The sequence below is a fragment of the Paenibacillus baekrokdamisoli genome, from assembly GCF_003945345.1.
Classification (GTDB): domain Bacteria; phylum Bacillota; class Bacilli; order Paenibacillales; family Paenibacillaceae; genus Paenibacillus_Z; species Paenibacillus_Z baekrokdamisoli.
In genome coordinates this window covers 1,200,409-1,222,907 of the sequence record NZ_AP019308.1, presented here as the reverse complement: position 1 = coordinate 1,222,907, position 22,499 = coordinate 1,200,409, and the positions used below count along the sequence as shown (strand labels likewise).

The following is a 22,499-nucleotide window of genomic DNA, read 5'->3' as shown; positions in this document are numbered from 1 at the left end:
CTTCCCTCCTGTAATCTTCTTAATTCGTTTCCGTTGCGACATCCAGAACCACAATACCTCTGCCCGGCACTCTTACGTTAAAGCATTTCCCTTCTGGAATAACAGGCGTTCCCGGGAAATCTGTACGAATCGCGATCGTCACAATCCGCTTTCCCATTTCAATTCTGGCTTCGCTGTAATTCACATGATCATTTCCGATGAATAGACGAATATAATTGTCTGACAATTGCAAAGCGGTTACCTCTATAACGGCTGCACCTTGAAGAATTTGTGGTGAACCGGTATGCTCGCCAATGACATTTGCACATTTCTGTAAGAAATCATCCGAAATCCTCTGAAAATAGAGCTCGTGCACCCAGTATTTTGGATCATTAATATCTTTAAGTTCATCCGCTGTTAGCAACTCTTGATCAGCCGTGAAGCTTTGGTCTAAGCGACCCTTCTCGCCGTATACAGCGCAGCTAAGCTGATCTTCTTGAATGTCACTAAGCTCTGGACCGATCATAATTACAGGTCCGTTGCTATAAGCGGATACGGCTCTCCGTTCATCTTCGGATAGAAGATGTGAATGAGGCACAAGAATGGCCCCATGTGCTTGCTCGAGAAATTTAATATTCACTATCGAATGAATGGGAGCTCCTCTTGAAATCAGCTCATGAAGCAGCTTATGAGTCGACCAGCCTCTAGTTCTCACATAGTCAGATAATTGATTGTTAAAGGCATAATCCGACCAGATCATTGTCGCTCCAAGAATCTGTTTCGGACCCTCGCCAAAGGCAAGATTCCAGCGATTATGGATCCATTTCCATTCGTGATGATGAATACCGTCTGAGAGACAGGCGACGAATCCGGTGGAGCAGCGATTTAACGCGCCAGCTTCATTCATCCAGAATACATTGGAAAGCGAATAAATATCCCGTTCCAGAATCGTTGGCGCATGCCGTAAAGCATCCCATCGCTCAGTCGTATCTTGAATTGCATTCAAGCAGTATAAATCGACCTTCGGCACGTAGGCTTTAATCGTCATGAGCATAGCGAGGAAATCGTAGTGCGGATTCATTTCCACGCCTCCCGCACCCATGATTAAGGAAGCGCCTACGGTTTCCACTACAAAACCATCGATGCCGGTGTTCGCAATTCGTCTGTAATCCACTCCGTAACGATATAAGGCCTCAAACGGATCTCGGGTCCAAGCCGTATTAAACACGACCTTGCGATGATCCCGATGAACGGCAGCTACGACCTTTTGCCAAAACAGTTCCCAACGGTCCGCATAGAAAGCTATCCATTCTTCACGCAGATTCGCCCAGATCCATTCTGCTCTTTGCTCAAATTCAGCTTGCCGCCCTTCACAAAAAGCGGTGATTTCTGCAATAGACTCCAATTTCCTTGAGGCTATAAACTGCCCTACCATATCGTCTGAATAATCGCCCTCGGCTAGTGTAATTCGCCCACTTGTATAACCATCTGCCCCATGATAGCCATTAAAGCCATAATCAGTTAATACCTGCGTCAGCTTGCTTATAAAAAAATCTTCATAATACGTTTGATTCTCAAAGCGCTTCAGTGGATTTAACAAACCATGCAGCAGCCCTGACTTCATACGCTCACAGAGATAGCTATGCTTATCTGACCAGTCGCCTCTAAATTTCTCTCCATCAAAATTGTACTCGTAGATATTAAAAAAGCTGCAATACACCGCGATATTATATTTTTGAAGCTCCGCTATTAAATTTCTCAGCTGATGGTTGGTCCAAGCCTGCCTTGCTCGTTCCCTGTTATAAGGGCGAGCCGTATAGGAACAGCATTCACGCGGTAGTGCCCGCTCTATTTCCATATTCTCATGATTATGGACAAACTCTGGAGTGAAAAAAAGCAAGGAGAGGGCATCAGGAACAAATCCGAGATTATCGATATAGGCTTTAACCGCATAATCACTATGTTCATTATCAAACCCAATTAACTCGACCCAAATCCATCTGGCATAATTAGCATGCGAACCCATTTCCCAGCTCTCCTTTACATTGAAATATACTAACTACTTCATATTTAAAGGATCAATAGATCCATGCTCTTTCCATTGCTTGCATAATTCCCCGATCAGAACCGACAAGGATTCATTGCCCTGTGCCGTCACCACAAAGCCTTCTTCAATCCGATTGGAGCCTGCTGGATGGCCGAATAAGCTTATATCCGTATTGACCGTCATGCCTGGAACAAATTCACCCTCCGAAGCTTCGTTCGGATAAGGCAATTCCGCCTCAGCTACCCCGCAGCCATGCAAGGGTGGATATAAATCATAAGGACTTACATTCTGCATTCGGAAATAATCTTTAACTGTTTTAACTAAATCAGCTAAGCTTGCACCCGGCTGCAGCTTGGATTTGGCCAGCTCATTCGCCACAATTAATAGGCTAATGAATTTGCCCTGATCCTCCGTCATGGCTCCAACTACAAAAGGAAAGTTGATCGTCGCAATATAGCCCTCATACTGTACAGATAAAGCTGCCATCACCATTTCACCGTCGGCAATCACTTTATTCGTTGCTCTGCCTATAATCGTATGGACACGTTCTCCACTCGATACAAGGCAGAAGGGAATCGTTTCTGCACCTTCGCGAAAAGCTGCTTCATGAGCTGCCGCAGCAAGCTCTAGCTCTGTTTTCCCCGGTGCTGCCGCTATTAACAAAGCCTTGTAACCAGCATCGGCGATTCGACCCGCTTCCTTCAGACAAGCGATCTCGAACTCAGACTTGATCAACCGGCTTTCATAGAGCAAGTGGCTGGCATCTACCAATTCACTGCCCTTTAAACAGTTGGCAATAGATAAATAAACAATGTGCGACATAGCATCCAAGCCTATAATTCCCACTCTTTGCAGCGACTGCTTCAGCCGAAGCTCAGCAAACACTTTATTAAAATCAGTATAATCCGCTTGAGGATATTCGATCTCTTCCGGAACAGTTACACAGGCAAAGTCTGGAATCACCCGGATGTCCGGCCATGCGCTCATTTCGGAGCAAATTTTCTCCCCTTCTGGTGCAGCCAGCAAGATTGGTTCACCTTCAAGCGGTACAATTAATGCCCCCCGCTCAAAGAGAGCCCAGTAGTTGCTGACATAACGCAAATTCTCCCTCCGATACTCATCTCCATATACGAAGCAAACATCTAGATTTTCTTTTTTCATGCTGCTTTTCAGCTTATCGATCCTCATTTTAAACTCGGATGCTGGAATTTTGTTCATCTTTTTCCACTCTCCTAACAAATAATTTCTGGTCTATTGATGCTTTTAAGAAACGCTTCCCCGTATTTCAGCCCGGCTTGTGAGCCTCGCATGAGCGCCTTGCCTTCGATTTGCTGCAAAGCTCCGGAAACAACGGTACATTGAGACGCATAGGCCCGCATGGATTCCATTTTCGCTTCAAAGGTATCCGTAATATCGACCATATGAGAAACATGATTCAACAGCTCGATCACTTCAAAATAATACAAAGCATCCGGCTTCCAAGGCTCGCCCAAATCCAACGAACAGCTCCACCCTGCTTGCCAGAATGCATCGGTTGCAATCGATGCCACCGCTTTGTGCGTATTGTACTCCTGCCAGTAGTGAGTAAAAACGATATTCGGCTTATATTTACGAATGGCTTCGATGCAGATTTTATACGTAATTTCATTGGCAGGAATGGCATAATCCTCGTAGCTGTGGGCTTCATAATGATGAATATTCAGCATTTTCTGGACCACTTCACGTTCTATGCGCCTTGTTTCAACGATAGTAGCTATTTCCTCCATGCTGGTATAGCCCTCATTCCCATTGGCAAACATCAGAACAGTGACCTCAACACCGGCATTGGTCATCTTTTTAATCGTACCGCCCAGTCCCAGCACTTCATCATCCGGATGCGCACATATAATCAGCGCCCTTTCAACATTCAACATATACGTATGTCCCTTCTTTACAGAAATTGATTAGCCTTTGATACCCGACATGACCACGCCTTGAATAAAATAACGCTGCAAAAACATAAAGATAAGGATTCCCGGTATGACCATAATCGTGGTTCCAGCCATCACGAGATGCGGATAAATATAATTATTCTGGCCCACCAGACCGGCGATTCCGACAGGAATTGTCTTTAAATGCTCACTATTGGTCGACACAAGCGGCCAAAGCAGTGAATTATAAAACGACATGAACGCGAGTGTGCCTAATGTAGCCAAAGCAGGCTTGGAAAGAGGTATATAAATTCTGGCATAGATTCCGAAATAGCTGCACCCATCCATCCGTGCCGCCTCAAAGAAATCACGGGGCAGACTCCTAAAAAATTGGCGCAGCATAAAAATCCCGTAACCCGTAAACAGGAAAGGCAGGATGAGGCCTTTGTAGGAATCAAGCATTCCAAGCTTTTGGGTGACTAGAAAAAGCGGGATCAGGATAACCGTACCCGGAATCATGAGGCTCAGTAGAAAAGTCATGAAAAGCGCATTTTTCCCTCTGAAGGAAAGAACAGCAAAGGCAAAAGCTGCCATGGAAGCCAAAAGGAGCTGCAGCAAAGTAATCGTAGTGGAAACAAACAAGCTGTTCAACAAAAACCGAAAAAGTGAAAATTGCTTCAAAACATCGATGAAATTAGACCATTGCGGATGGCTTACCCAAAGCTTAGGCGGAAAATCATAAAAATTGCCAAGCGTTTTAATCGATAGAGCTAGCATCCAAACAAATGGTGTAAGAAATAGCAAAGCCAGAATAATCGTTATACAATATTTGATATAAAGACCAAAGGGGAATTTTCGCTGCGACTTAATCATAATGCACCCACTTCTTCTGAAATCTCCACTGAATCAAAGTAACAAGAAGAATTAACATGAAAAGCACTAGAGAAATCGTTGCTGCAAGTCCCATGTTAAAGCTCTTAAACGCTGCATTCACAATGAAATACACAAGCGTAGTTGTTGCATAACCAGGACCACCGCCCGTCAGCAAGTAAACCGCTTCAAAGGATTGCAAGCCACCAATAATGGATGTAATCGAAATAAAGAATAAGGTTGGCGATAATAAAGGCAATGTAATTTTCCAGAATATATAAAAGCCGCCTCCGCCATCTACCTTAGCCGCTTCATATAACGATTCGTCGATTCCCTGCAGGCCAGCCAAAAAAATAAGCATATTATAGCCGGCAGAGGACCAAATCCCCAAGATGACTATGGAAATAAGCGCCATATGCGGATTGGAAAGCCATCCTACAGGTTGAATGCCTACCTGACTTAAAACATAGTTGATGAGACCAATGTCCTTCGAGTACATGTTGCCCCAGATTACAGACATGGCCACCATGGAAGTAATGCTTGGAATAAAAAAAACAGAGCGGAAAAACGTCTTTCCAAATGGCAATTTATTGACCAGCAAGGCAAGTATCAGACCACAGATCACCGTTAAAGGCAAAGAAATAATAACCAATATAATCGTTGTTTTGATACTCCCCAGCGCTTCCTTATTCTCAAGAAGATCTGACCAGTTCTCCATTCCAACAAATTGGATAGGCGATACCAGGTCCCACTGAAAAAAAGATAGCCCTAATCCCATTACTGCAGGCACAAGCACGAAAATAATAAAGCTCACGAAGGAAGGTAATATAAATAAATAGGCTGCGGCTTGTTCGCGGGTACGGTACATGACTATCGCGTCCTTCCCTGAAGTAAGGCGGATAAACCTTCGTCTATCCGCCATTATGAATAGTTCGGGTTATTTCTTTTGTTTATCTTCCAGCACTTTGTTGCCTTTTAGTTCAATATCTTTTACGGCATCTGCAGGTGACATCGTACCATTGAAGACTTGTTCCAAATCTTTCCCAAGAATTTCTTGCATTTCCAGCGTGCCGTTTATTGCGCTAAACGGTGTTGCATTGCTAATCAAATCTGCATACTTTTTGAGCAATGGTGATAGACCTGCTTGCGAGGATATACGTCCAGGCACACCTGCATCCGTTTGCGTAATAAGCTGATTAAGACTTTCCGTGCTCGTTAAATATTTGAGGAATTCATAGGATGCTTTTGGAAATTTCGTTTGCTTGCTTACCACATAGGTGCCGCCCAAGCCTGTTGTAAATTGTCCTTGTGGACCAGCCGGAATACTGACCATATCCCATTTGAAGGGTACATCCTTGAAGGATGGAATCGCCCATCCGCCATCTGCCATCATCCCTGCAAGCCCATTAAGCCAAATCGGTCGAGTTGGACTTCCCGGCTCTGGTTTCGGTGTGATTCCTTGATCAATATTGTCTTTGAAATACTGAAGCGTATCGATTCCGCCTTGATTATTAAGCCCTACTTTACCGTCTTTCGTAATTAAGCCTGATCCGAAAGCGCGGAAATAGGAGTCAGCCGTGAAATCTCCTGCCATCGTCGATAAAAGTCCATAGACCTTGCCTTTATCGGATTTCAATTCTGAAATTTTCTTCGCTGCCGTTCTTACATCATCAAACGTCCACTTATCCGTTGGGTAATCCAATTTAGCTTGATCGAATAAATCTTTATTATAGAAAAGGACCTGTGCTGATACATCATATGGAAACCCGTATACTTCCCCTTTGTAGGTCATATAGTCAATCATCATTTTGTGATAATCTTCAATATTTAAAGCGCTGTCATTTTTGATATAGCTGCTAAGAGAAAGCAATTGATCATTCTCAAGCCATTGCGAGCCTAGTCCAGGAGTGAACACCCAGATATCCGGCAATGTTTTGGAAGCGGTCATGACTTGAATTTTCTGCCAATATTCGGCATAGGGAGTATTCTCTAACACAACTTCAGTTTCAGGGTGCTTCGCATTCCAGTCTGCTACTACTTTTTCATAGGGAGCTAAACGAGTTGGATCCATCGCAGTCGCTAAACGGATACTCGCTTTCTCAGTCTTGGCAGGAGCCTCGGTAGGTGCGCTTGTATTAGGAGCTTCTGAATTAGGCGATACCGTAGTTTCCTTTTTGCTAGATGAACAACCATAAAGAATGATGGACATTGCGATTATAAGCATACCGATTGTTTTTACTCTTGATTGACTTTTCATTGTATTGCCTCCCTTGGATGAACTAGTTTAATCCTGTCTTAACCATCTTACTTTTGTGGGGATAATCAGATGCGCCTAATCACCTCTTCCTTCATCCTCTAATACTTGCCTTTCATAATCCCAATAGTAGCTTTTTTCAATTCGACAGGATTTGAATTTATTCGGGTAAAACATAAAAATATTCGTTACTAGGCCAGAAACTCACCTAATAACGAATATAACGGTCACCCTATCATGAGGAATTCGCAATCCTCGCCTGAGGCTTAGCCAGATCTCTCCAACACTCAGGTACAACATTACAATTATCAACGTAAACCGAACGTAAATATTTTGACAATTTAATAACCTGATCTTCGATTAATACCTCCCGTATCTCTGATGCTTTTGTAGGTACAGTGTTATTCATTATTCTCTTGAATCCGTTTAATGGTAGAAACATTTCAGGACTCTTTTTATAAGAACAGTGCTTTGGAAACCGCGGCGCGCTCCCCGAGTCGTATTTAGATAGCTTCACTGCCGAATAATGTTCCAATAATAAGGAATATGCATCGAATTGCAGAATAGCAAACCCTTCATCCGGTTCTCTTCGAGTGTATGAATCCAGCATTTTCTGACAATCCTTTATTGTTGGCCAAAAAAATACATGCCTGTCCAGATAAGCCCGAAATTGTTCCTGTGTGCATGCAGCAGCTATCATACTATCAGGAATCCTAAGATGAGCATTTATTGTAATCAAATATTCATCATAGTTAACTTCCTTGGCCTCTGATCGGCGCTCACCTGCAAAGTGGGGATTTATGTTATAGCTGGACAATAGGGAATCGAAATGAGCAATAGCAGGCAAATTCCTTACTCTTGTAAAATGATAAAGGGACTTTCTTCCTTTTGCTTTAGTTATGGCAGTTATAATAGCATCCTTATTCTCCATGATTTACCCTCCTCCAACTATTACCCAATACAAAACAAAAAGACAATAACGAAGAGTTAGTGTCCTTTTGATAATATCCATTCAATTATTCATTATCTTCAACTAGAGCTTCGTTTACACCAGATGGTGCTCTAACGATTGAAATACCCTACATCAAACTGAACTAGCCACACACTAGATCCCGTCAACAATTCTTGTAGCTCGTGCTGCTACCTGACTATACAATTCTTCTTCATCAATCGTTAGTAACTGACGATGTTTCATAAGCATTCTGCCATTTACAATCGTTGTGTCCACATCAGCACCATTCGCGCTATACGCGAGTAAGGATTCAATATTGTGAATGGGTTGTAGATGCGGTTTTTTCATATCGACTAAAATGACATCCGCTTTTTTGCCGACTTCCAATGTACCGACTTGATCGTCAATATTGAGCAGCTTGGCACCTTCATGGGTTGCCATACGCAAAGCAAAAGCAGCAAGAATCCGGGTTGGATCGCTATAATCCAACTTTTGCAACCATGAAGCAGCTTTTATCTCCTCAAACATATCCACCGTTGTAGCACTTCCTGCTCCATCCGTGCCTAAACCAACGGTGATTCCTTGCGCAAGCATCTCTGTTATTGGCGCAATACCGCAGCCTAATTTCAGATTGCTAACGGGGTTATGGGATACGCCGCCACGCATTCCCTTCAAGAAACCAACATCTCTTCGATTTAGGTGAACACTGTGTGCTAATAGAACATGTGCCCTTTCAAATAAACCGGCATGATACAAATATTCTGTCGGTGTTTGATTGTACTTCTCCCGAATCTTGATTACTTCTTCTTTTGTCTCGGCCAAATGAATGTGTACGGGAATGTTTCTTGCTTCAGCCAACTGAATAACTTCTTTTAATGGTTCTGGAGGACAAGTGTAAGGCGAGTGCGGCCCATACATGGTCGTGATTCTTCCCCCAGCTTTACCTGACCAACGTTCGATCAGATCTAAGGCTTCCGTCAATCGTTTACCCCCATCATCTTCAATAAAGACCAATCCACGGGTCAATGACGCACGCATTCCAACCTCTTCAACGGCTAAAGCAATTTCATTCATGTGAATATACATGTCTGCAAATGCCGTTGTCCCGGTTTTTATCATTTCCGCCATGGAGAGTTTTGCTCCCCAATAAATATCTTCTTCAGTCATTCTCGCTTCAGCAGGCAGCATTTTTTTATTTAACCAATCCATCAAAATAAGGTCGTCAGAGAAACCTCTCAAAAGACTCATTGGTGTATGCTGATGAGCATTGATAAGCCCTGGCATAGCGACAAATCCTTTGCCCTGAATCACATCATCCGCCGATTCGTTGATTTCAGATTGAATGTCCTCAATCTTGTCTCCCTCAATCATAATGTCCCCTACAAATGGTGCTTCTTCTTTCATGGTAACAATCGTTACATCCTTGATGAGTATTCTCATAAATATCCTCCTATAAATAACTGACTTATATAGAAGGATACTGCTTGACGTAAGGAGAAGGTCAACTTGAAACTATAGCTACGTATTTTCGTAGTAGTATGTAATTCAAAAATTAAAAAGGATGTGTTAATAATGAGCCTTGGTCTTTATATGATATTTGGAGTTTCTATCTTCATTGTCATCTTGCTTGGAATCGTAGTTGTCAAAATGATTATGAAGAAAGAATTACCTAGTAATAACTACACTCCTTTTGATTACATAATGGCGCAATCAACAATAGAGTTTCATGAAGAGAAGCAAGTGAAAGAGGTTGATGATGATCATGGTGACGATAAAGACAAAAATTTATAAAGCAAAGCCCTCCCTTTTAGTCGAATGACAGCAGAAAAGCCGGTTCCTTATACGAAGGAATACCGGCTTTCATGTCGTTTCTACTCTTTACCTATATACTTATCCATAAAGCGATCTACTCTTTGGAAATATTCAGTGGGGTAATGATTGATGGCATCGATGTGCTCCGTATTATTCGGGTACCATGCTTCTGCATTTGGGTCATTTTTTAATGACTCCCAAATTACTTCTGAATTTTTATAACTAATTTGCTGATCTCCAGTTCCATGAATCAGCATAACTGGCTTGTCTTTCATCTTCTTTACTGCATCCATAGGAGATACGGAATCAAGATCAATATTTAAGAACCATTTACCCACCCATATCGATGTATAACTAAATGGAAAAGAAGGTAAACCTGAGAAGAAGGGCAAACCCTCTCTCAGAAATAGACCTGCATTACGAAAAGGACTATCTGCAATTACAGCTTTGATGTCAGCACTTTCACTTGCAGCTAGCAAAGAAGTAGCAGCACCCATTGAAAAGCCAATAACTCCAATGTTATCACCAGTATGGTCTCTGGATTTTAAATAGCTTACAGCTCCAAGCAAATCATATTTTTCATTGAGGCCAAGTGTAATCATATTACCATCGGATTTACCTTGCGAACTGAGGTCAAATGCCAATACATTATAGCCTTTCGGAACGAAATGCTCTACTAACTTATTGGTCCGCCCTTTGACTAAACGATTGCTTGTATATCCATGGACGACAATAATCGTCTTATCACTTGCCTTATTGGAAAGACCATTTGCATAAAAGAAGGAACCTCTAATCGTATTATCATTTTTCAAGCTCTTGAACTCAACCTCTTGGTAAGGAGTTTTATCGATATTCAAGTCGTAGCTGACATTCGTGTCTCTAGGATGGTGCAGCAAGGTATCCATTACTTTATAGGATATAAAAAATACAAGACCTATCACAAGCAAAAGCACGATCCCTAGGATCAATATAATTTTTCTCCGTTTTTTCGAACGAACGTTTGATGTCAAATTTGGTTGTAATGATGTTTCACTCATTCAAATTCCCTCGCTTTTTCTTTAGGTTGTGTGGGTGCGAACAAATATAAGGCATGCTCCTTCAAATTTCCCCACTCGGGGTGATGGATAATATTTTTTCCAAGAGTTAAGCCTACCCCATTTAATAAAGAGATATAGGCACGAGAGATCATAGCTGGTGAAAAGCTTTTGTTGAATTCTCCCATTAACTGTCCCTTGGCATAGACGCATTCGATAGTATCTGTCATTACTTTTGTACTTTCAAGTACCTTCTGTGTAAGTTCAGGAAATCTTATCCGTTGTCCTAAGACATATTGAACAAGCCGCAATTCATTTGTATAGCAATAGATATGATTGAATTGTTCTTCTACCATGTTCTTAATTAATTCGCTCGGCGTACCCTCTTGTTTTAGACAAGCAAGCGACTTCGCCTGAATATCAGCAAGCGGCTCAAGGACAGCGGCGTAGAATAAGGCTTCTTTGCTTGGGAAATATTGAAAAATGGTTCCAGGGGTCACTCCCACACCCTGCGCAATGAGAGCAGTTGTCGTATTAGAATATCCATTTTCTGCGAACAGGACAACGGCTTCTTCTAGGATACGACTACGCCGCTCCTGTCTTTTTTCTTCATTGATTGGTCTTGCCAATTGTATTCCCCCTCTCTTTTGATTTAATTGTTATTAATTAAATGATCGATCACTTAATTAATAATATACATTTAATTACGAATTATTGCAAGCGTGAAAATTCATCTTACTAAGCACCTACAATCGATTTAGTGCCGATCATTCTCTGCAATATTTGAAAATGCACCGTTGAATGATACAATATAATAATAATCATCTAACAATGATTAACAATTTAAACCTAGGGAGTGAAGCACATGTCTGTTGATGTTTATCTTAATTTTAATGGGAACTGTCGTGAAGCAGTAGAGTATTATGCACAGGTTTTCGGAACAGAACAACCGCAAATTATGAGCTTTGGAGATTCACCGCCTAGTCCGGAATTTCCACTTCCAGAGGAAGCAAAACATTTAGTCATGCATGCAAGGCTTAACCTTCTTGGGAGTAACGTGATGTTTTCAGACGTCTTTCCTGGTATGCCCTTTGTGTTAGGAAACAACATAAGCCTTGCAGTTGGCAGTAAAGACATGGATGAGGTAAAATCATTGTTTCATAAAATGAAAGAAGGCGGCACTGTCGTGATGGAGCTGCAAGAAACATTTTGGAGCAAATGTTACGGCCAGCTCACTGATAAGTTTGGTATTGGATGGCAGTTTAACTATGATAACGGAGAAATGGTAATGTAATTTTTAAAATAAAAGTCAAAAAAGGATATGAAACTTCTCTTCTATAGAAAAGTTTCTATATCCTTTTTTTTTGCAAAGCACTTACACGTCAAAATAAACAACCTTAGTCCGGAATTCCGAACCAAGGTTGCCTAAAAAGTCTTATGCTGGGTCTACATCTTCAGCATGGAAATCCGGCATGCTTTTCCGGGCGACGCCTGTTCGATATGCCGCTTCAATGACCGCTTCCCTTACCTTTTCAACGACTTTATTGTTGAACACGCTAGGAATAATATACGTTTCGGACAACTCATCATCACGGACGACAGAAGCAATCGCATACGCGGCAGCCAGCTTCATATCCTCATTGATTTCGCGTGCCCGACAATCAAGCGCGCCGCGGAACATACCTGGAAAGCAAAGCACGTTGTTAATTTGATTCGGCTTGTCTGACCTACCCGTTGCCATGACCCTGACATACGGCTTGGCGAGCTCTGGATCGATCTCTGGAACCGGATTGGCCATGGCAAACACGATCGGATCCGGAGCCATCTTGCGCACATCGTCCACTTGCAAAATACTCGGAGCCGATACCCCGATAAACACATCGGCGCCTTCCATTACATCCGATAGTGTACCGCTGATGCCATCTGGATTAGTCATTTGAGCGTAAGCGTTCCATTGCGGATTGTCGTAGACCATATTGCGGTGAATCGCTCCCTGCCGATCAACTCCGATCAGATTGCGGACGCCTGCGGAAAGCAGAATTTTGCTGCAGGCGATACCCGCCGCACCAATTCCACTGACCACGACTTTACATTCCTCCAGCCGTTTTCCCGTAATTTTCAATGCATTCAGCAGACCAGCTAGCAGGACGACGGCTGTCCCATGCTGATCATCATGAAATACGGGAATATCGAGTTCCTTCTTCAAGCGCTCTTCAATTTCAAAGCAGCGTGGAGAAGAAATATCCTCCAGATTAATCCCTCCAAAAGCCGGAGCGACTGCTTTTACAATGCGAATAATCTCTTCTGTGTCTTTCGTATCCAGACATAATGGAAAAGCATCCACCCCTGCAAACTCTTTAAAAAGCATCGCTTTTCCTTCCATGACCGGCATGGCGGCCTCCGGACCGATATCACCAAGCCCGAGTACAGCCGTTCCGTCGGAAATGACAGCAATCGTATTGCGCTTGATCGTTAAGGTGTGTGCCTTGTCTGGTTTTTCGGCAATTGCCATACAGACTCGGGCAACGCCTGGCGTATAAACCCGTGACAAATCATCGCGATTTTTCACTGGAGTTTTGGACTGGATTTCAATTTTCCCGCCGAGATGGACGAGAAACGTACGATCCGACACATGAATGACAGTGACGCCATCCAGTCGCTGCAAAGCTTCGCCGATTCGTTCGCTATCAAGAGGATCAGTCACATTCACCGTAATGTCTCGAACCGAATGCGAGCGACCGGAGGAGATAACGTCAATTCCTACAATATCTCCCCCACCACCATCAATAATCGTGGCGATATCGCCGAACGGAACCTGCTCCTTCTCGATCTTAAGCCGATAAATCATATACGTACCTGAACTAGCTATTGACATGGATTTGTTTCTCTCCCTTTTTGAACAAGTTCTCTCAGGTTCATAGTATTTTCTATTCTCTTTCCAACAGCGACGAGCCAGCGATACCGGGATTTGTCATTTCATAGGGGTCCAGGATGAGATCCAATTCTTTCTCAGTCAGCACATTGTACAGGAGACATAGCTCACGCACCGGACGCCCGGTTTCGATTGCTTCTCGAGCAATTCTGGCGACCACCTCATACCCCAGATGAGGATTAAGTGCGGTAATGATGCCTACGCTTTTATCTACATAAGCTTTACATTGCTCCACATTAGCTTGAATGCCTTCCAAACAATAGGTCCGGAATGCTATAAACACTTGGTTCATCATGCTTAACGACTGCAGCAAATTAAATACCAGTACTGGTTCCATCACATTCAACTCAAGCTGACCTGCTTCCGAAGCCAAACAGATTGTATGGTCGTTGCCAATCACCTGGAATGCAACCTGATTAACAACCTCGCACATGACAGGATTCACCTTACCTGGCATAATCGACGAGCCTGGCTGACGAGGCGGCAAGCTGATTTCACCAAGCCCCGCGCGCGGACCGGATGCGAGCAAGCGCAAGTCGTTGGCGACTTTGGACATGTTGATCATACACACTTTCAAGGCAGCAGAAACTTCGGTATAGGCATCCGTATTTTGTGTGGCATCAACCAAATGTTCGGCATTCACCAGCGGAAACCCACTTAATTTCGCCAGAAGTTCGACGACATTCTGGATATATTGGGGCGAAGCGTTCAGTCCGGTGCCAACTGCAGTAGCGCCCATGTTAACCTCATACAAGCACTGGCGAGTCGCGGAAATCCGCCGTATATCCCGAGCCAGCACCCGGCTGTACGACTCGAATTCTTGACCTAGACGAATCGGAACGCCGTCCTGCAAATGGGTGCGTCCCATTTTAATAACGCCATCGAACTCAAGCGCCTTACTCTGAAAGGCAATGTGCAATTGTTCCAACGTCGCTAGCAATTGATCGAGCAGCGAAAGCGTGGCAATATGGATAGCCGTAGGAAAAGCATCATTCGTTGACTGCGCCATATTGACGTGACTATTCGGACTTAAGGTGAAATAGTCTCCTTTCATGCCGCCGAGTCGTTCAATTCCAAGATTAGCAATAACTTCATTAATATTCATATTAATTGAAGTCCCAGCTCCACCCTGTATCGGATCGACAATGATCTGGTCATGCCATTTTCCGCCGATAATTTCCTCCGCAGCTTGAACAATAGCTTCTCCCAGCCTTGTATTCAGCTGTTTTACCGACATGTTCGCCTGCGCTGCTGCTTTCTTCACCATTGCCATAGCGACGATCAATTCCCGATGAATTCGATATCCGGTAATTGGAAAATTCTCAATTGCGCGCAGCGTCTGAATGCCGTAATAAGCATCTGCTGGTACTTCTTTGGAGCCTAGAAAATCCTTTTCTATCCTCATATTCTCATTCATCATTTCCACACCCCTCGAAATTTCTAATTCCTCAGATTAATGATGTTATTATGCTGCGCTTTTCTTTTCATCAATGGCGTTCAAATATTGTTTCGCTTGTTCCTTATCATATTGCCCTTCCAACTTGGACATGACGATGGCGGCTAATCCATTCCCGAGAACATTCACGACCGTACGCGCCATATCGAGAATGCGGTCAATACCAGCAACAACCGCAAGTCCTTCAACTGGAATGCCTACGGAACCCAGTGTAGCTAGTAGTACTACGAATGATGCGCCAGGTACGCCTGCGATGCCCTTAGAAGTTACCACCAGCACGAGCACGAGTGTAATTTGCGTCATTATCGATAAATGAATGCCGTACATTTGTGCGATAAACAGTGCAACAATTGCTTGATACAACGTTGAACCATCCAAATTAAATGTATAGCCTGTCGGAATGACGAAGGCGGTAATCGCTTTTGGACATCCAAAATCCTCCATCTTTTGCATCAGCTTCGGCAGCACCGATTCCGAACTCGCTGTCGAATAAGCAAGAACCAGCTCATCCTTCAAAATTCGGATCATTGCGAAAATGCTTGTTCCCGCCATTTTGGCAATAAGACCGAACACAACGAGGACAAAAATGAACATGCCACCGTAGACTGTAGCGATCAATTTACCAAGCGGTATGAGTGAGGAAATCCCAAACTTCGAGACCGTCACACCAATTAACGCAAATACGCCGATTGGGGCAAGTTTCATGATTTGATTTGTAACCCAGAACATCGATTCCGAAACGCCCTGAAAAAAATTAATTACAGGCTTCCCTTTTTCGCCAATTGAAGCAATGCCTAAAGCGAACATAACAGAAAAGAAGATAATTGCCAACATATTCCCATTAGACAACGCTTCAAAAATGTTATTCGGTACAATATTGACGAATGTATCAGCAAAGCCGTGGCTTTGTACACTTGCCGCCGTATGAACGTACTTCGTGATGTCCGTTTTGACGAGTTGCTCTTGATTGAGACCATTACCTGGCTGAAAGATATTCGCCATCAGCAGACCAACGATGATTGCGATAGTCGTTACGATTTCAAAATAAAGCAGTGTTTTGACGCCAAGCTTCCCGACCTTCTTGATATCGCCCGTACCCGCTACACCAACAATCAGCGATGAAATAACAATAGGTACAACAATCATTTTAATTAATCGAATAAAAACATCACCGATCGGCTGCAAATAGGTAGCAATCATAGGATTTCCATAAAAAATTGCGCCTACAATGATCCCTAACGTTAGACCAATAAATACTTGTATCGCTAATCCAAACTTCTTCATATGTCACCTCTCTTCAACATTTAAGCGCTTTCTTTTTGTTGAACCACGCTGTAAACTGATCATATACTTACTCCTATTAAAATCTACACAAATCTACATTTTTCTCAAATAAATAGCCAATTATATATGAGACAAGAAGAAACGGCTAACGCCATCCTTGGCGGTGAAACAAGTTTCTTCCCTCTGAAATATAAGCAAAGTATAGAGAAAACATATACTTTCTTATATTTTAAGAAAAAACTACGGAAGGATCTTTACATTGAAAAAAAAAGTAATGATGTTAATTTGTATGGCTCTCGTGGTATCTTTAGCCGGAGAATTTAAGTTTTACCCGTTTCACAATAATTTCCGAGTCAGTTTGGCTTCTGCGGCATTTTTCTTCTGTTTGCTGTGGAATCGTCATATTCATACGTTAATATTCGGGATCATTATAGCCTTAACCGTTCCTTTATTTCGCATTGCCGCCGATGTGTTCATTTACGACCAGCTTCATTTTTCCCAAGCCTTTCATGTGAATTATTCCGTTTTTTTCTACTATTTGACGTACACCTTATTATTTTATTTGTTTCGAATTCACCTGTTCGAGCATCGTCCGTTCGTTATGGGTATACTGGCGATACTTGCAGAAGTTGCAGCCAGTATCGTGGAATTGTGGTTTCGCTCCCCGGTTACCGTTGAAGATTTTACAGTACCCGAAATCAATGAACTCGTACTTATCGCGATATTTCGCAGTTTCTGTGTCATTGGCTTTTTCACCCTCATGAAGCATCGGGAACAACAATTGGCGGAAAAGCAAAAGCAACAGCAGTATGAACAAATGCTCATGCTCATTTCCCACTTGTACGAAGAATCGATTCAATTAAAAAAAACGCAGCAGGACGCGGAGCGGATTACAAGAGACAGCTATGCGTTATACCAACGATTAAAAGATGAAGCTTCTTTGCCTGATGGTGAACAGTTGGCTAGAAGCGCACTGCAAATTGCCGGACAAATACATGAAATCAAGAAAGACAACCAACGCATCTATGCCGGTATTCATAACATTATTTCCAGCGAGAGTGTAACCGAATTCATGCCCATTCAAGAGCTAGGCGATGTTGTGGTAAAATCAAACCAGAAATATGCTCAAATGTTAGGTAAAACAATTGACCTCCAATTAATTACCGTCGGAACGCATCCATTATATCCGGTAAATACCATACTGTCGCTTCTTAACAATCTAGTCTCCAATGCGGTAGAATCTATCGCAGCTAGCGGAATCATTACGATCTCCGCTCATCGTGATGGGGATTCACTGCAGCTCGAGGTTCACGATAACGGGCCGGGGATTTCTCCAAAAATTCATGAAGCGCTATTCGAGCCCGGATTTACAACGAAATATGATAAGTCAGGAAACTCGTCAACAGGTATCGGGTTATACTATGTGAGAGAATTGGCGGGGAGTTTGCAAGGTGAGGTCAGCTTTCGCAGCTGCAATAGCGGGGAAACCGGGACAACCTTCATACTTCGACTCCCGATTGACAACCTAATCAGCAAAAGTAAAGGATGAGATGAGATGCGTTTTTTTATAACAGACGACGATCAGGCGATTCGTTCCATGTTGGCGCAAATTATCGAGGATGAGGATTTGGGCGATATTGCAGGCGAAGCGATAGACGGCGTTTATGTGGACAGCCCCCTGTTGGCTGCAAAAGAAGTCGATATTCTGCTTATCGATTTGTTAATGCCGCTTCGAGACGGCATCGAAACAGTACGCCACATTGCCGAGACATTCCGCGGCAAGATCATCATGATCTCGCAAGTGGAATCTAAGGACATGGTTGGCAGCGCCTACTCACTCGGTATTGAATATTATATTACGAAGCCGATCAACCGATTGGAAGTAATCGGGGTCATTCAGAAGGTCATCGAACGGATGAAGCTGCAAAACTCAGTTCAAGAAATCCAACGGTCGTTAGCCAATTTAGGCATCGGTCAAGGGATGGCAACGAGCGCCCACCCTCTTGCTTCAAAAAATATTCTTACACCAGGTAATTTTCTATTATCCGAGCTCGGCATGATAGGTGAAGCGGGCTGCAAAGACCTGTTAGACATGCTAGAGGAACTATACGCACAAGATAAAGAGAATGCCTTGGATCAAGGTTTCCCTTCCCTCCAGCTTCTATTTGATCGAATAGCCGCAAGGAAATTAGGTGAATCTACCTCGCAGGAAATATTAAAAAAAGAAACAAAAGCAGCGGAACAACGGGTGCGTCGAGTTATCTTTCAAGCGTTGAAGCATTTGGCTTCACTCGGTTTGACCGATTATTCGAATGCCAAATTTGAAAATTACTCCTCCAAATTTTTCGAATTCACAGAAGTCCGTAAAAAAATGATCGAAATCGAAGACGACATCGATCCAAGACAATCCAGTGTTCGACTAAACATAAAAAAATTCATTCAAGTCCTGTATTTGGAAGCAAAGCAGTTGATGGGTTAACAGCCGAACTCGCAAGTTTAGTTGTCAATACAATAAAAAGGATGGAGCAGGGTCAAATCTGCTTCATCCTTTTTTTGTTCATTGCTGTCTTATACAGCAGTTAAAGTATCTGCTCCATTCAGAAAAGTACTTTCTTAGGCTACCAAAGTAAATACGATCTGCAGAGCCTAGAATGATAGCTTGGACAGTAACTTTCCCCCTACCCACGCGTATGAATATCAACATTAAGAAGGGGGGATTTTCCAAATGGTGTTTTTTGCGGCCTTACTTTTTTTTGTACCGGGCCTTCTCGGTATATTTTTCCCTACTTTAGGCTGGTACATTAGATATGGTTGGATGGTGGATGGTGATTCTGAGCCAAGTGACGCATTCATCTTTATGTCGCGGCTTGGCGGATTTATTGCAATCATTCTCGGATTCGCAGTACTTTTTTCAGGGGGCTCTATTTTGAATTTCAATTAAACTTTTAAAACTATATTCCTTGATCAACGTAACAACTAGCAACAATTGTACCCGCACTTTCACTCCATTTGTGCAAGTACAGGAACGGCAGGTGACACCCAAAATCAACATAGGCCATAGTATATAAAAAGCGAATTATTTCCCATAAAGGAGCAGCTGCATTTGACGAAATTATCCTTAGAGGTTACTAAAATGTTACTAAATGCCGCGGAGCGCAGAGCAAAAGAGCTCGGTATTTCCGAGGACATTGCAATCGTCGATGATGGCGGTAATTTAATCGCTTTCTACCGGATGGATGATGCCAGATTGGCTGGTATTAGCATTGCCCAAGATAAGGCGTGGACGGCGGTAGCGATGAAGATGCCTACTTCTAACTTGGCTAAATCGGCTCTCCCAAACTCACCAGCGTATGGGATTAATACAACCAATCATGGACGAGTGGTTATTCTAGGTGGCGGAGTTCCATTTGTAAAAGAGGGAAGAATTATCGGAGCTATTGGCGTCAGTGGAGCATCTAGTGATCAAGACATAGAGGTTGCCAACGCAGCTGTTAAAGCATTTGAGACTTATCCTCATTCGCGCATAGGGACTGCTAGTAAATTTGTGATTGAATGAAAAAATCAGTGCTAAAGCCCAGATATGGGGATACAGACGAAAGGAAAGCTCCCTAGTGGCGGTGCTTTCCTTATTTTTTGATCATAATTGTGCTCGTTTGTATAACAGATATGCTGGCATTAAATCTCTACCAAGTTATGATCTTATTCTAATCAGGATCATCGACGGCACCAATCATTTCACATTCTTTATCAGTGCTTGCTATCACGAATAACAAAAGCGAAGCGGACGGAATCGTTCTGAAGAAGCGATAGCGTTCGCCTTTGTCTCCTTATTTCTACCCCTAAGGGATAGAATCAAGAAATAGGGAGACAACAGCGATCGAAAGAATGATCCGGCAGAGTAGCGCCCTGGTTATCTCAGGCAAAACTCACCTTCTAGTAACGGGACCAGTCTTTCGTGATACCGATATATGCTCATCTGCTCTCACCAATAATCGGTTAACCTTTGACTGCCCCAACCATACCGTTTATAAATTGTTTCTGCAGAACCAAGAAGATGATGATGATCGGGATGATAGAAATGATCGTTCCCGATGCAATATAAGGAAAATTAAAGGACAATGAACCCTGCAGATACTGCAGTGCTGGTGCCAATGGATATTTATCCTGGTCGTCAAAAACAATAACAGGCCAAATCAAGCTATTCCAAAATGCCATGAAATCAAAAATGACTACAGTCGCCACAGCCGGACGAATCATCGGAAGCATAATGCTATAAAATATTCTAAATTCCCGAGCCCCATCGATTCTGGCTGATTGCTCCATATCAATCGGGATGGTAATAAAAGCTTGTCGGAGTAAAAAAATATTAAAAACGCTGATTGCAGAAGGAAGCACGACACCTAGCATATTATTGTATAATCCCATCTTCTGTATGATGATAAAATTAACAATCATTCCCGCAGCATTTGGCAAAATCATTGTACTAACGATGGCCTTAAAAATAAAATTTCGCCCCGGAAACTGAATACGAGCCAGCGGATATGCTGTAAATGTACAGAGCAGAAGGTTTAATCCGACACCTAGAACAGTCATATAGATCGTGTTATAGATATATTTCCATAACGGCATGATGTCAAAGACATCGATAAAATTTTTAAACGAGATGGGATTGGGGATAAATTGTGGTGGGAACGTATAGACATTTTCTCCAGTTTTGAATGCAGTTGAGAGCAGCCATAAGAAGGGTCCAAGACAGAACAGCGCAGTGATAATAAGGAGTGAATACAACACAAGGATAGAGCCAATTTTTTTCCACATCCGTGCTGTCGTCAACGTATGATAGTTGAAAGGTCGAGAGCGGGTAGGAATGGGTCGGATGCCGTTATTCATAATAGTTCATTCCTCCCTTTCTCGTATATTTGAATAGAAGAATCGTGAAGATCATAATTAACAAGGAGACTACCAGACCGACCGCCGCTCCATAACCAAAGTTATAATCCTGAAAAGAAACTTTATATGTATAAACACTTGTTGTTAACGTTGCCGATGCCGGATCCCCCTTCGGTCCATGCATAACGTAGATCTCGTCAAAGACGCGAATAGCACCCATAACGGATAGCAGCGAGCATAACATCACGAACGGCATTAATAAGGGGATCGTAATATGCCAGATCACTCGCAAGCGACCGGCACCATCTATTCTGGCCGCCTCTTGAAGCTCAGTCGGAATGGATTGCAGTCCGGCAAGATAAATCATCATGTAGTAACCGAGTCCCTTCCAGATTGTCACACACATGACACCGTAGAGAGCCAAATTCATATCCGCCATAAAGGAGATTGGCGTATCGATAATCCCTATAACTTTTAGATAGTAGTTCAATATCCCATCTTCTTCAAACACCCATTTCCAAGCAATTGCAGCAGCTGTCATAGAAGTTACTACGGGGATAAAATATGAGATTCTAAATAAATGAACAAAACGCAGCTTATTGTTCACAAGAATCGCCATCAAAATCGATAACAGCTGAATAACAGGAACAACAATGACATAGATAATTGAGTTTTTCATAGAGACCCAAAAATCAGGATCATCAAATGCTTTTATGAAGTTTTTGAATCCAACCCATTTTGTTGTATCGACGGCAGAATAGTTCGTAAAGGCAAGCGGCAAACCATAGACGATCGGTATAAAAGTAAAGAGCAGCAGTAAAACAATTCCTGGAGTCAGCATGGCATAGGCAAATCTGGTTTGGCGAGCCCTCTCTTTTGATACAGCCAAGCAATATCCCTCCTTTCAAGAAGAAACGGCTAATGCCGTCCTTGGCGGCGAAGTAAGTTTCTTCCCTCTGAAAAATAAGCAAAGTATGGAGAAAACTTATACTTTCTTATTTTTCAAAAAATGACTGTCGAGGTTTCTCGACAGTCTGAGGAGTGAGTTACGCTCACTCCTCCGTATTGTCTTGGCACTT

At 42.8% G+C, this 22,499-nt stretch carries 21 protein-coding genes; 6 read left to right on the top strand and 15 right to left on the bottom strand.

Annotated features, from left to right (window positions below; all coding sequences use genetic code 11):
* Window positions 1-19 precede the first annotated feature (19 nt).
* The 8 genes from EKN16_RS05240 to EKN16_RS05205 form a co-directional block, all read right to left on the bottom strand.
* Window positions 20-2,005, bottom strand: a complete 1,986-nt coding sequence (locus tag EKN16_RS05240; protein ID WP_125654281.1) for a hypothetical protein — start codon at window positions 2,003-2,005, stop codon at window positions 20-22.
* Window positions 2,006-2,038: 33 nt separating this feature from the next.
* The gene (locus EKN16_RS05235; RefSeq protein ID WP_125654279.1) at window positions 2,039-3,244 is read right to left on the bottom strand and encodes a M24 family metallopeptidase; all 1,206 of its coding nucleotides are present in this window, start codon (window positions 3,242-3,244) and stop codon (window positions 2,039-2,041) included.
* Window positions 3,245-3,258: 14 nt separating this feature from the next.
* Complete coding sequence (locus EKN16_RS05230) at window positions 3,259-3,939, bottom strand: PIG-L deacetylase family protein (protein WP_125654277.1); 681 nt, start codon at window positions 3,937-3,939, stop codon at window positions 3,259-3,261.
* A gap of 30 nt (window positions 3,940-3,969) precedes the next feature.
* Entirely contained in the window at window positions 3,970-4,809 is an 840-nt protein-coding gene (locus EKN16_RS05225; RefSeq protein WP_125654275.1) for a carbohydrate ABC transporter permease, read from the bottom strand.
* Window positions 4,802-5,728, bottom strand: a complete 927-nt coding sequence (locus tag EKN16_RS05220; RefSeq protein ID WP_125654273.1) for a carbohydrate ABC transporter permease — start codon at window positions 5,726-5,728, stop codon at window positions 4,802-4,804. Before EKN16_RS05220 ends, EKN16_RS05225 begins: the two co-directional genes overlap by 8 nt.
* A 15-nt stretch (window positions 5,729-5,743) precedes the next feature.
* Window positions 5,744-7,063: an ABC transporter substrate-binding protein gene (locus EKN16_RS05215; RefSeq protein WP_125654271.1), complete on the bottom strand. Its 1,320-nt coding sequence runs from the start codon at window positions 7,061-7,063 to the stop codon at window positions 5,744-5,746.
* Between the two features lie 232 nt (window positions 7,064-7,295).
* Window positions 7,296-7,991, bottom strand: a complete 696-nt coding sequence (locus EKN16_RS05210; RefSeq protein WP_125654269.1) for a DUF7002 family protein — start codon at window positions 7,989-7,991, stop codon at window positions 7,296-7,298.
* 174 nt (window positions 7,992-8,165) lie between these two features.
* The gene (locus EKN16_RS05205) at window positions 8,166-9,452 is read right to left on the bottom strand and encodes an amidohydrolase (protein WP_125654267.1); all 1,287 of its coding nucleotides are present in this window, start codon (window positions 9,450-9,452) and stop codon (window positions 8,166-8,168) included.
* Window positions 9,453-9,584: 132 nt separating this feature from the next.
* Here EKN16_RS05205 and EKN16_RS05200 point away from each other — a divergent pair, with 132 nt between their 5' ends.
* Window positions 9,585-9,803 carry a DUF3951 domain-containing protein gene (locus EKN16_RS05200; protein ID WP_125654265.1) on the top strand — a complete coding sequence of 73 codons (219 nt, stop codon included), beginning with the start codon at window positions 9,585-9,587 and terminating at the stop codon, window positions 9,801-9,803.
* An 80-nt stretch (window positions 9,804-9,883) separates the two neighbouring features.
* Here EKN16_RS05200 and EKN16_RS05195 read toward each other — a convergent pair whose 3' ends face one another.
* Window positions 9,884-10,861, bottom strand: a complete 978-nt coding sequence (locus EKN16_RS05195) for an alpha/beta hydrolase (protein WP_125654263.1) — start codon at window positions 10,859-10,861, stop codon at window positions 9,884-9,886.
* Window positions 10,858-11,487 carry a TetR/AcrR family transcriptional regulator gene (locus tag EKN16_RS05190; RefSeq protein WP_125654261.1) on the bottom strand — a complete coding sequence of 210 codons (630 nt, stop codon included), beginning with the start codon at window positions 11,485-11,487 and terminating at the stop codon, window positions 10,858-10,860. Before EKN16_RS05190 ends, EKN16_RS05195 begins: the two co-directional genes overlap by 4 nt.
* 236 nt (window positions 11,488-11,723) lie before the next feature.
* Between EKN16_RS05190 and EKN16_RS05185 the strand changes: the two genes are divergently transcribed.
* Window positions 11,724-12,152 carry a VOC family protein gene (locus EKN16_RS05185; RefSeq protein WP_125654259.1) on the top strand — a complete coding sequence of 143 codons (429 nt, stop codon included), beginning with the start codon at window positions 11,724-11,726 and terminating at the stop codon, window positions 12,150-12,152.
* 141 nt (window positions 12,153-12,293) lie between these two features.
* Here the strand turns inward: EKN16_RS05185 and EKN16_RS05180 are convergent, their stop codons facing one another.
* The 3 genes from EKN16_RS05180 to EKN16_RS05170 are packed head-to-tail and all read right to left on the bottom strand — an operon-like array spanning window position 12,294 to window position 16,530.
* Window positions 12,294-13,733: an NAD-dependent malic enzyme gene (locus EKN16_RS05180; protein ID WP_125654257.1), complete on the bottom strand. Its 1,440-nt coding sequence runs from the start codon at window positions 13,731-13,733 to the stop codon at window positions 12,294-12,296.
* Between the two features lie 52 nt (window positions 13,734-13,785).
* Entirely contained in the window at window positions 13,786-15,207 is a 1,422-nt protein-coding gene (aspA, locus tag EKN16_RS05175; RefSeq protein ID WP_375782020.1) for an aspartate ammonia-lyase, read from the bottom strand.
* A 48-nt stretch (window positions 15,208-15,255) separates the two neighbouring features.
* A complete protein-coding gene (locus tag EKN16_RS05170; RefSeq protein WP_125654253.1) occupies window positions 15,256-16,530 on the bottom strand; it encodes a cation:dicarboxylate symporter family transporter in 1,275 nt (424 codons plus the stop codon).
* Between the two features lie 259 nt (window positions 16,531-16,789).
* Between EKN16_RS05170 and EKN16_RS05165 the strand changes: the two genes are divergently transcribed.
* The 4 genes from EKN16_RS05165 to EKN16_RS05150 all read left to right on the top strand — a co-directional run bounded on the left by EKN16_RS05165 (window position 16,790) and on the right by EKN16_RS05150 (window position 20,086).
* Window positions 16,790-18,079, top strand: coding sequence for a sensor histidine kinase (locus EKN16_RS05165; protein ID WP_125654251.1), 1,290 nt, complete (start codon window positions 16,790-16,792; stop codon window positions 18,077-18,079).
* 6 nt (window positions 18,080-18,085) lie between these two features.
* Window positions 18,086-19,009 carry a response regulator gene (locus EKN16_RS05160; protein WP_125654249.1) on the top strand — a complete coding sequence of 308 codons (924 nt, stop codon included), beginning with the start codon at window positions 18,086-18,088 and terminating at the stop codon, window positions 19,007-19,009.
* A gap of 246 nt (window positions 19,010-19,255) precedes the next feature.
* Window positions 19,256-19,471 (top strand): DUF6199 family natural product biosynthesis protein, encoded by a 216-nt coding sequence (locus EKN16_RS05155; RefSeq protein ID WP_125654247.1) that lies wholly within the window; start codon window positions 19,256-19,258, stop codon window positions 19,469-19,471.
* 162 nt (window positions 19,472-19,633) lie between these two features.
* Window positions 19,634-20,086, top strand: a complete 453-nt coding sequence (locus EKN16_RS05150; protein ID WP_125654246.1) for a GlcG/HbpS family heme-binding protein — start codon at window positions 19,634-19,636, stop codon at window positions 20,084-20,086.
* Between the two features lie 440 nt (window positions 20,087-20,526).
* Here the strand turns inward: EKN16_RS05150 and EKN16_RS05145 are convergent, their stop codons facing one another.
* Both EKN16_RS05145 and EKN16_RS05140 read right to left on the bottom strand, forming a co-directional pair.
* Window positions 20,527-21,420 carry a carbohydrate ABC transporter permease gene (locus tag EKN16_RS05145; RefSeq protein WP_197719121.1) on the bottom strand — a complete coding sequence of 298 codons (894 nt, stop codon included), beginning with the start codon at window positions 21,418-21,420 and terminating at the stop codon, window positions 20,527-20,529.
* On the bottom strand, window positions 21,413-22,309 hold the full coding sequence (locus EKN16_RS05140) for a carbohydrate ABC transporter permease (protein ID WP_232016231.1): 897 nt from the start codon (window positions 22,307-22,309) through the stop codon (window positions 21,413-21,415). The genes EKN16_RS05145 and EKN16_RS05140 overlap by 8 nt, the downstream gene beginning before the upstream one ends.
* Between the last annotated feature and the right edge of the window lie 190 nt (window positions 22,310-22,499).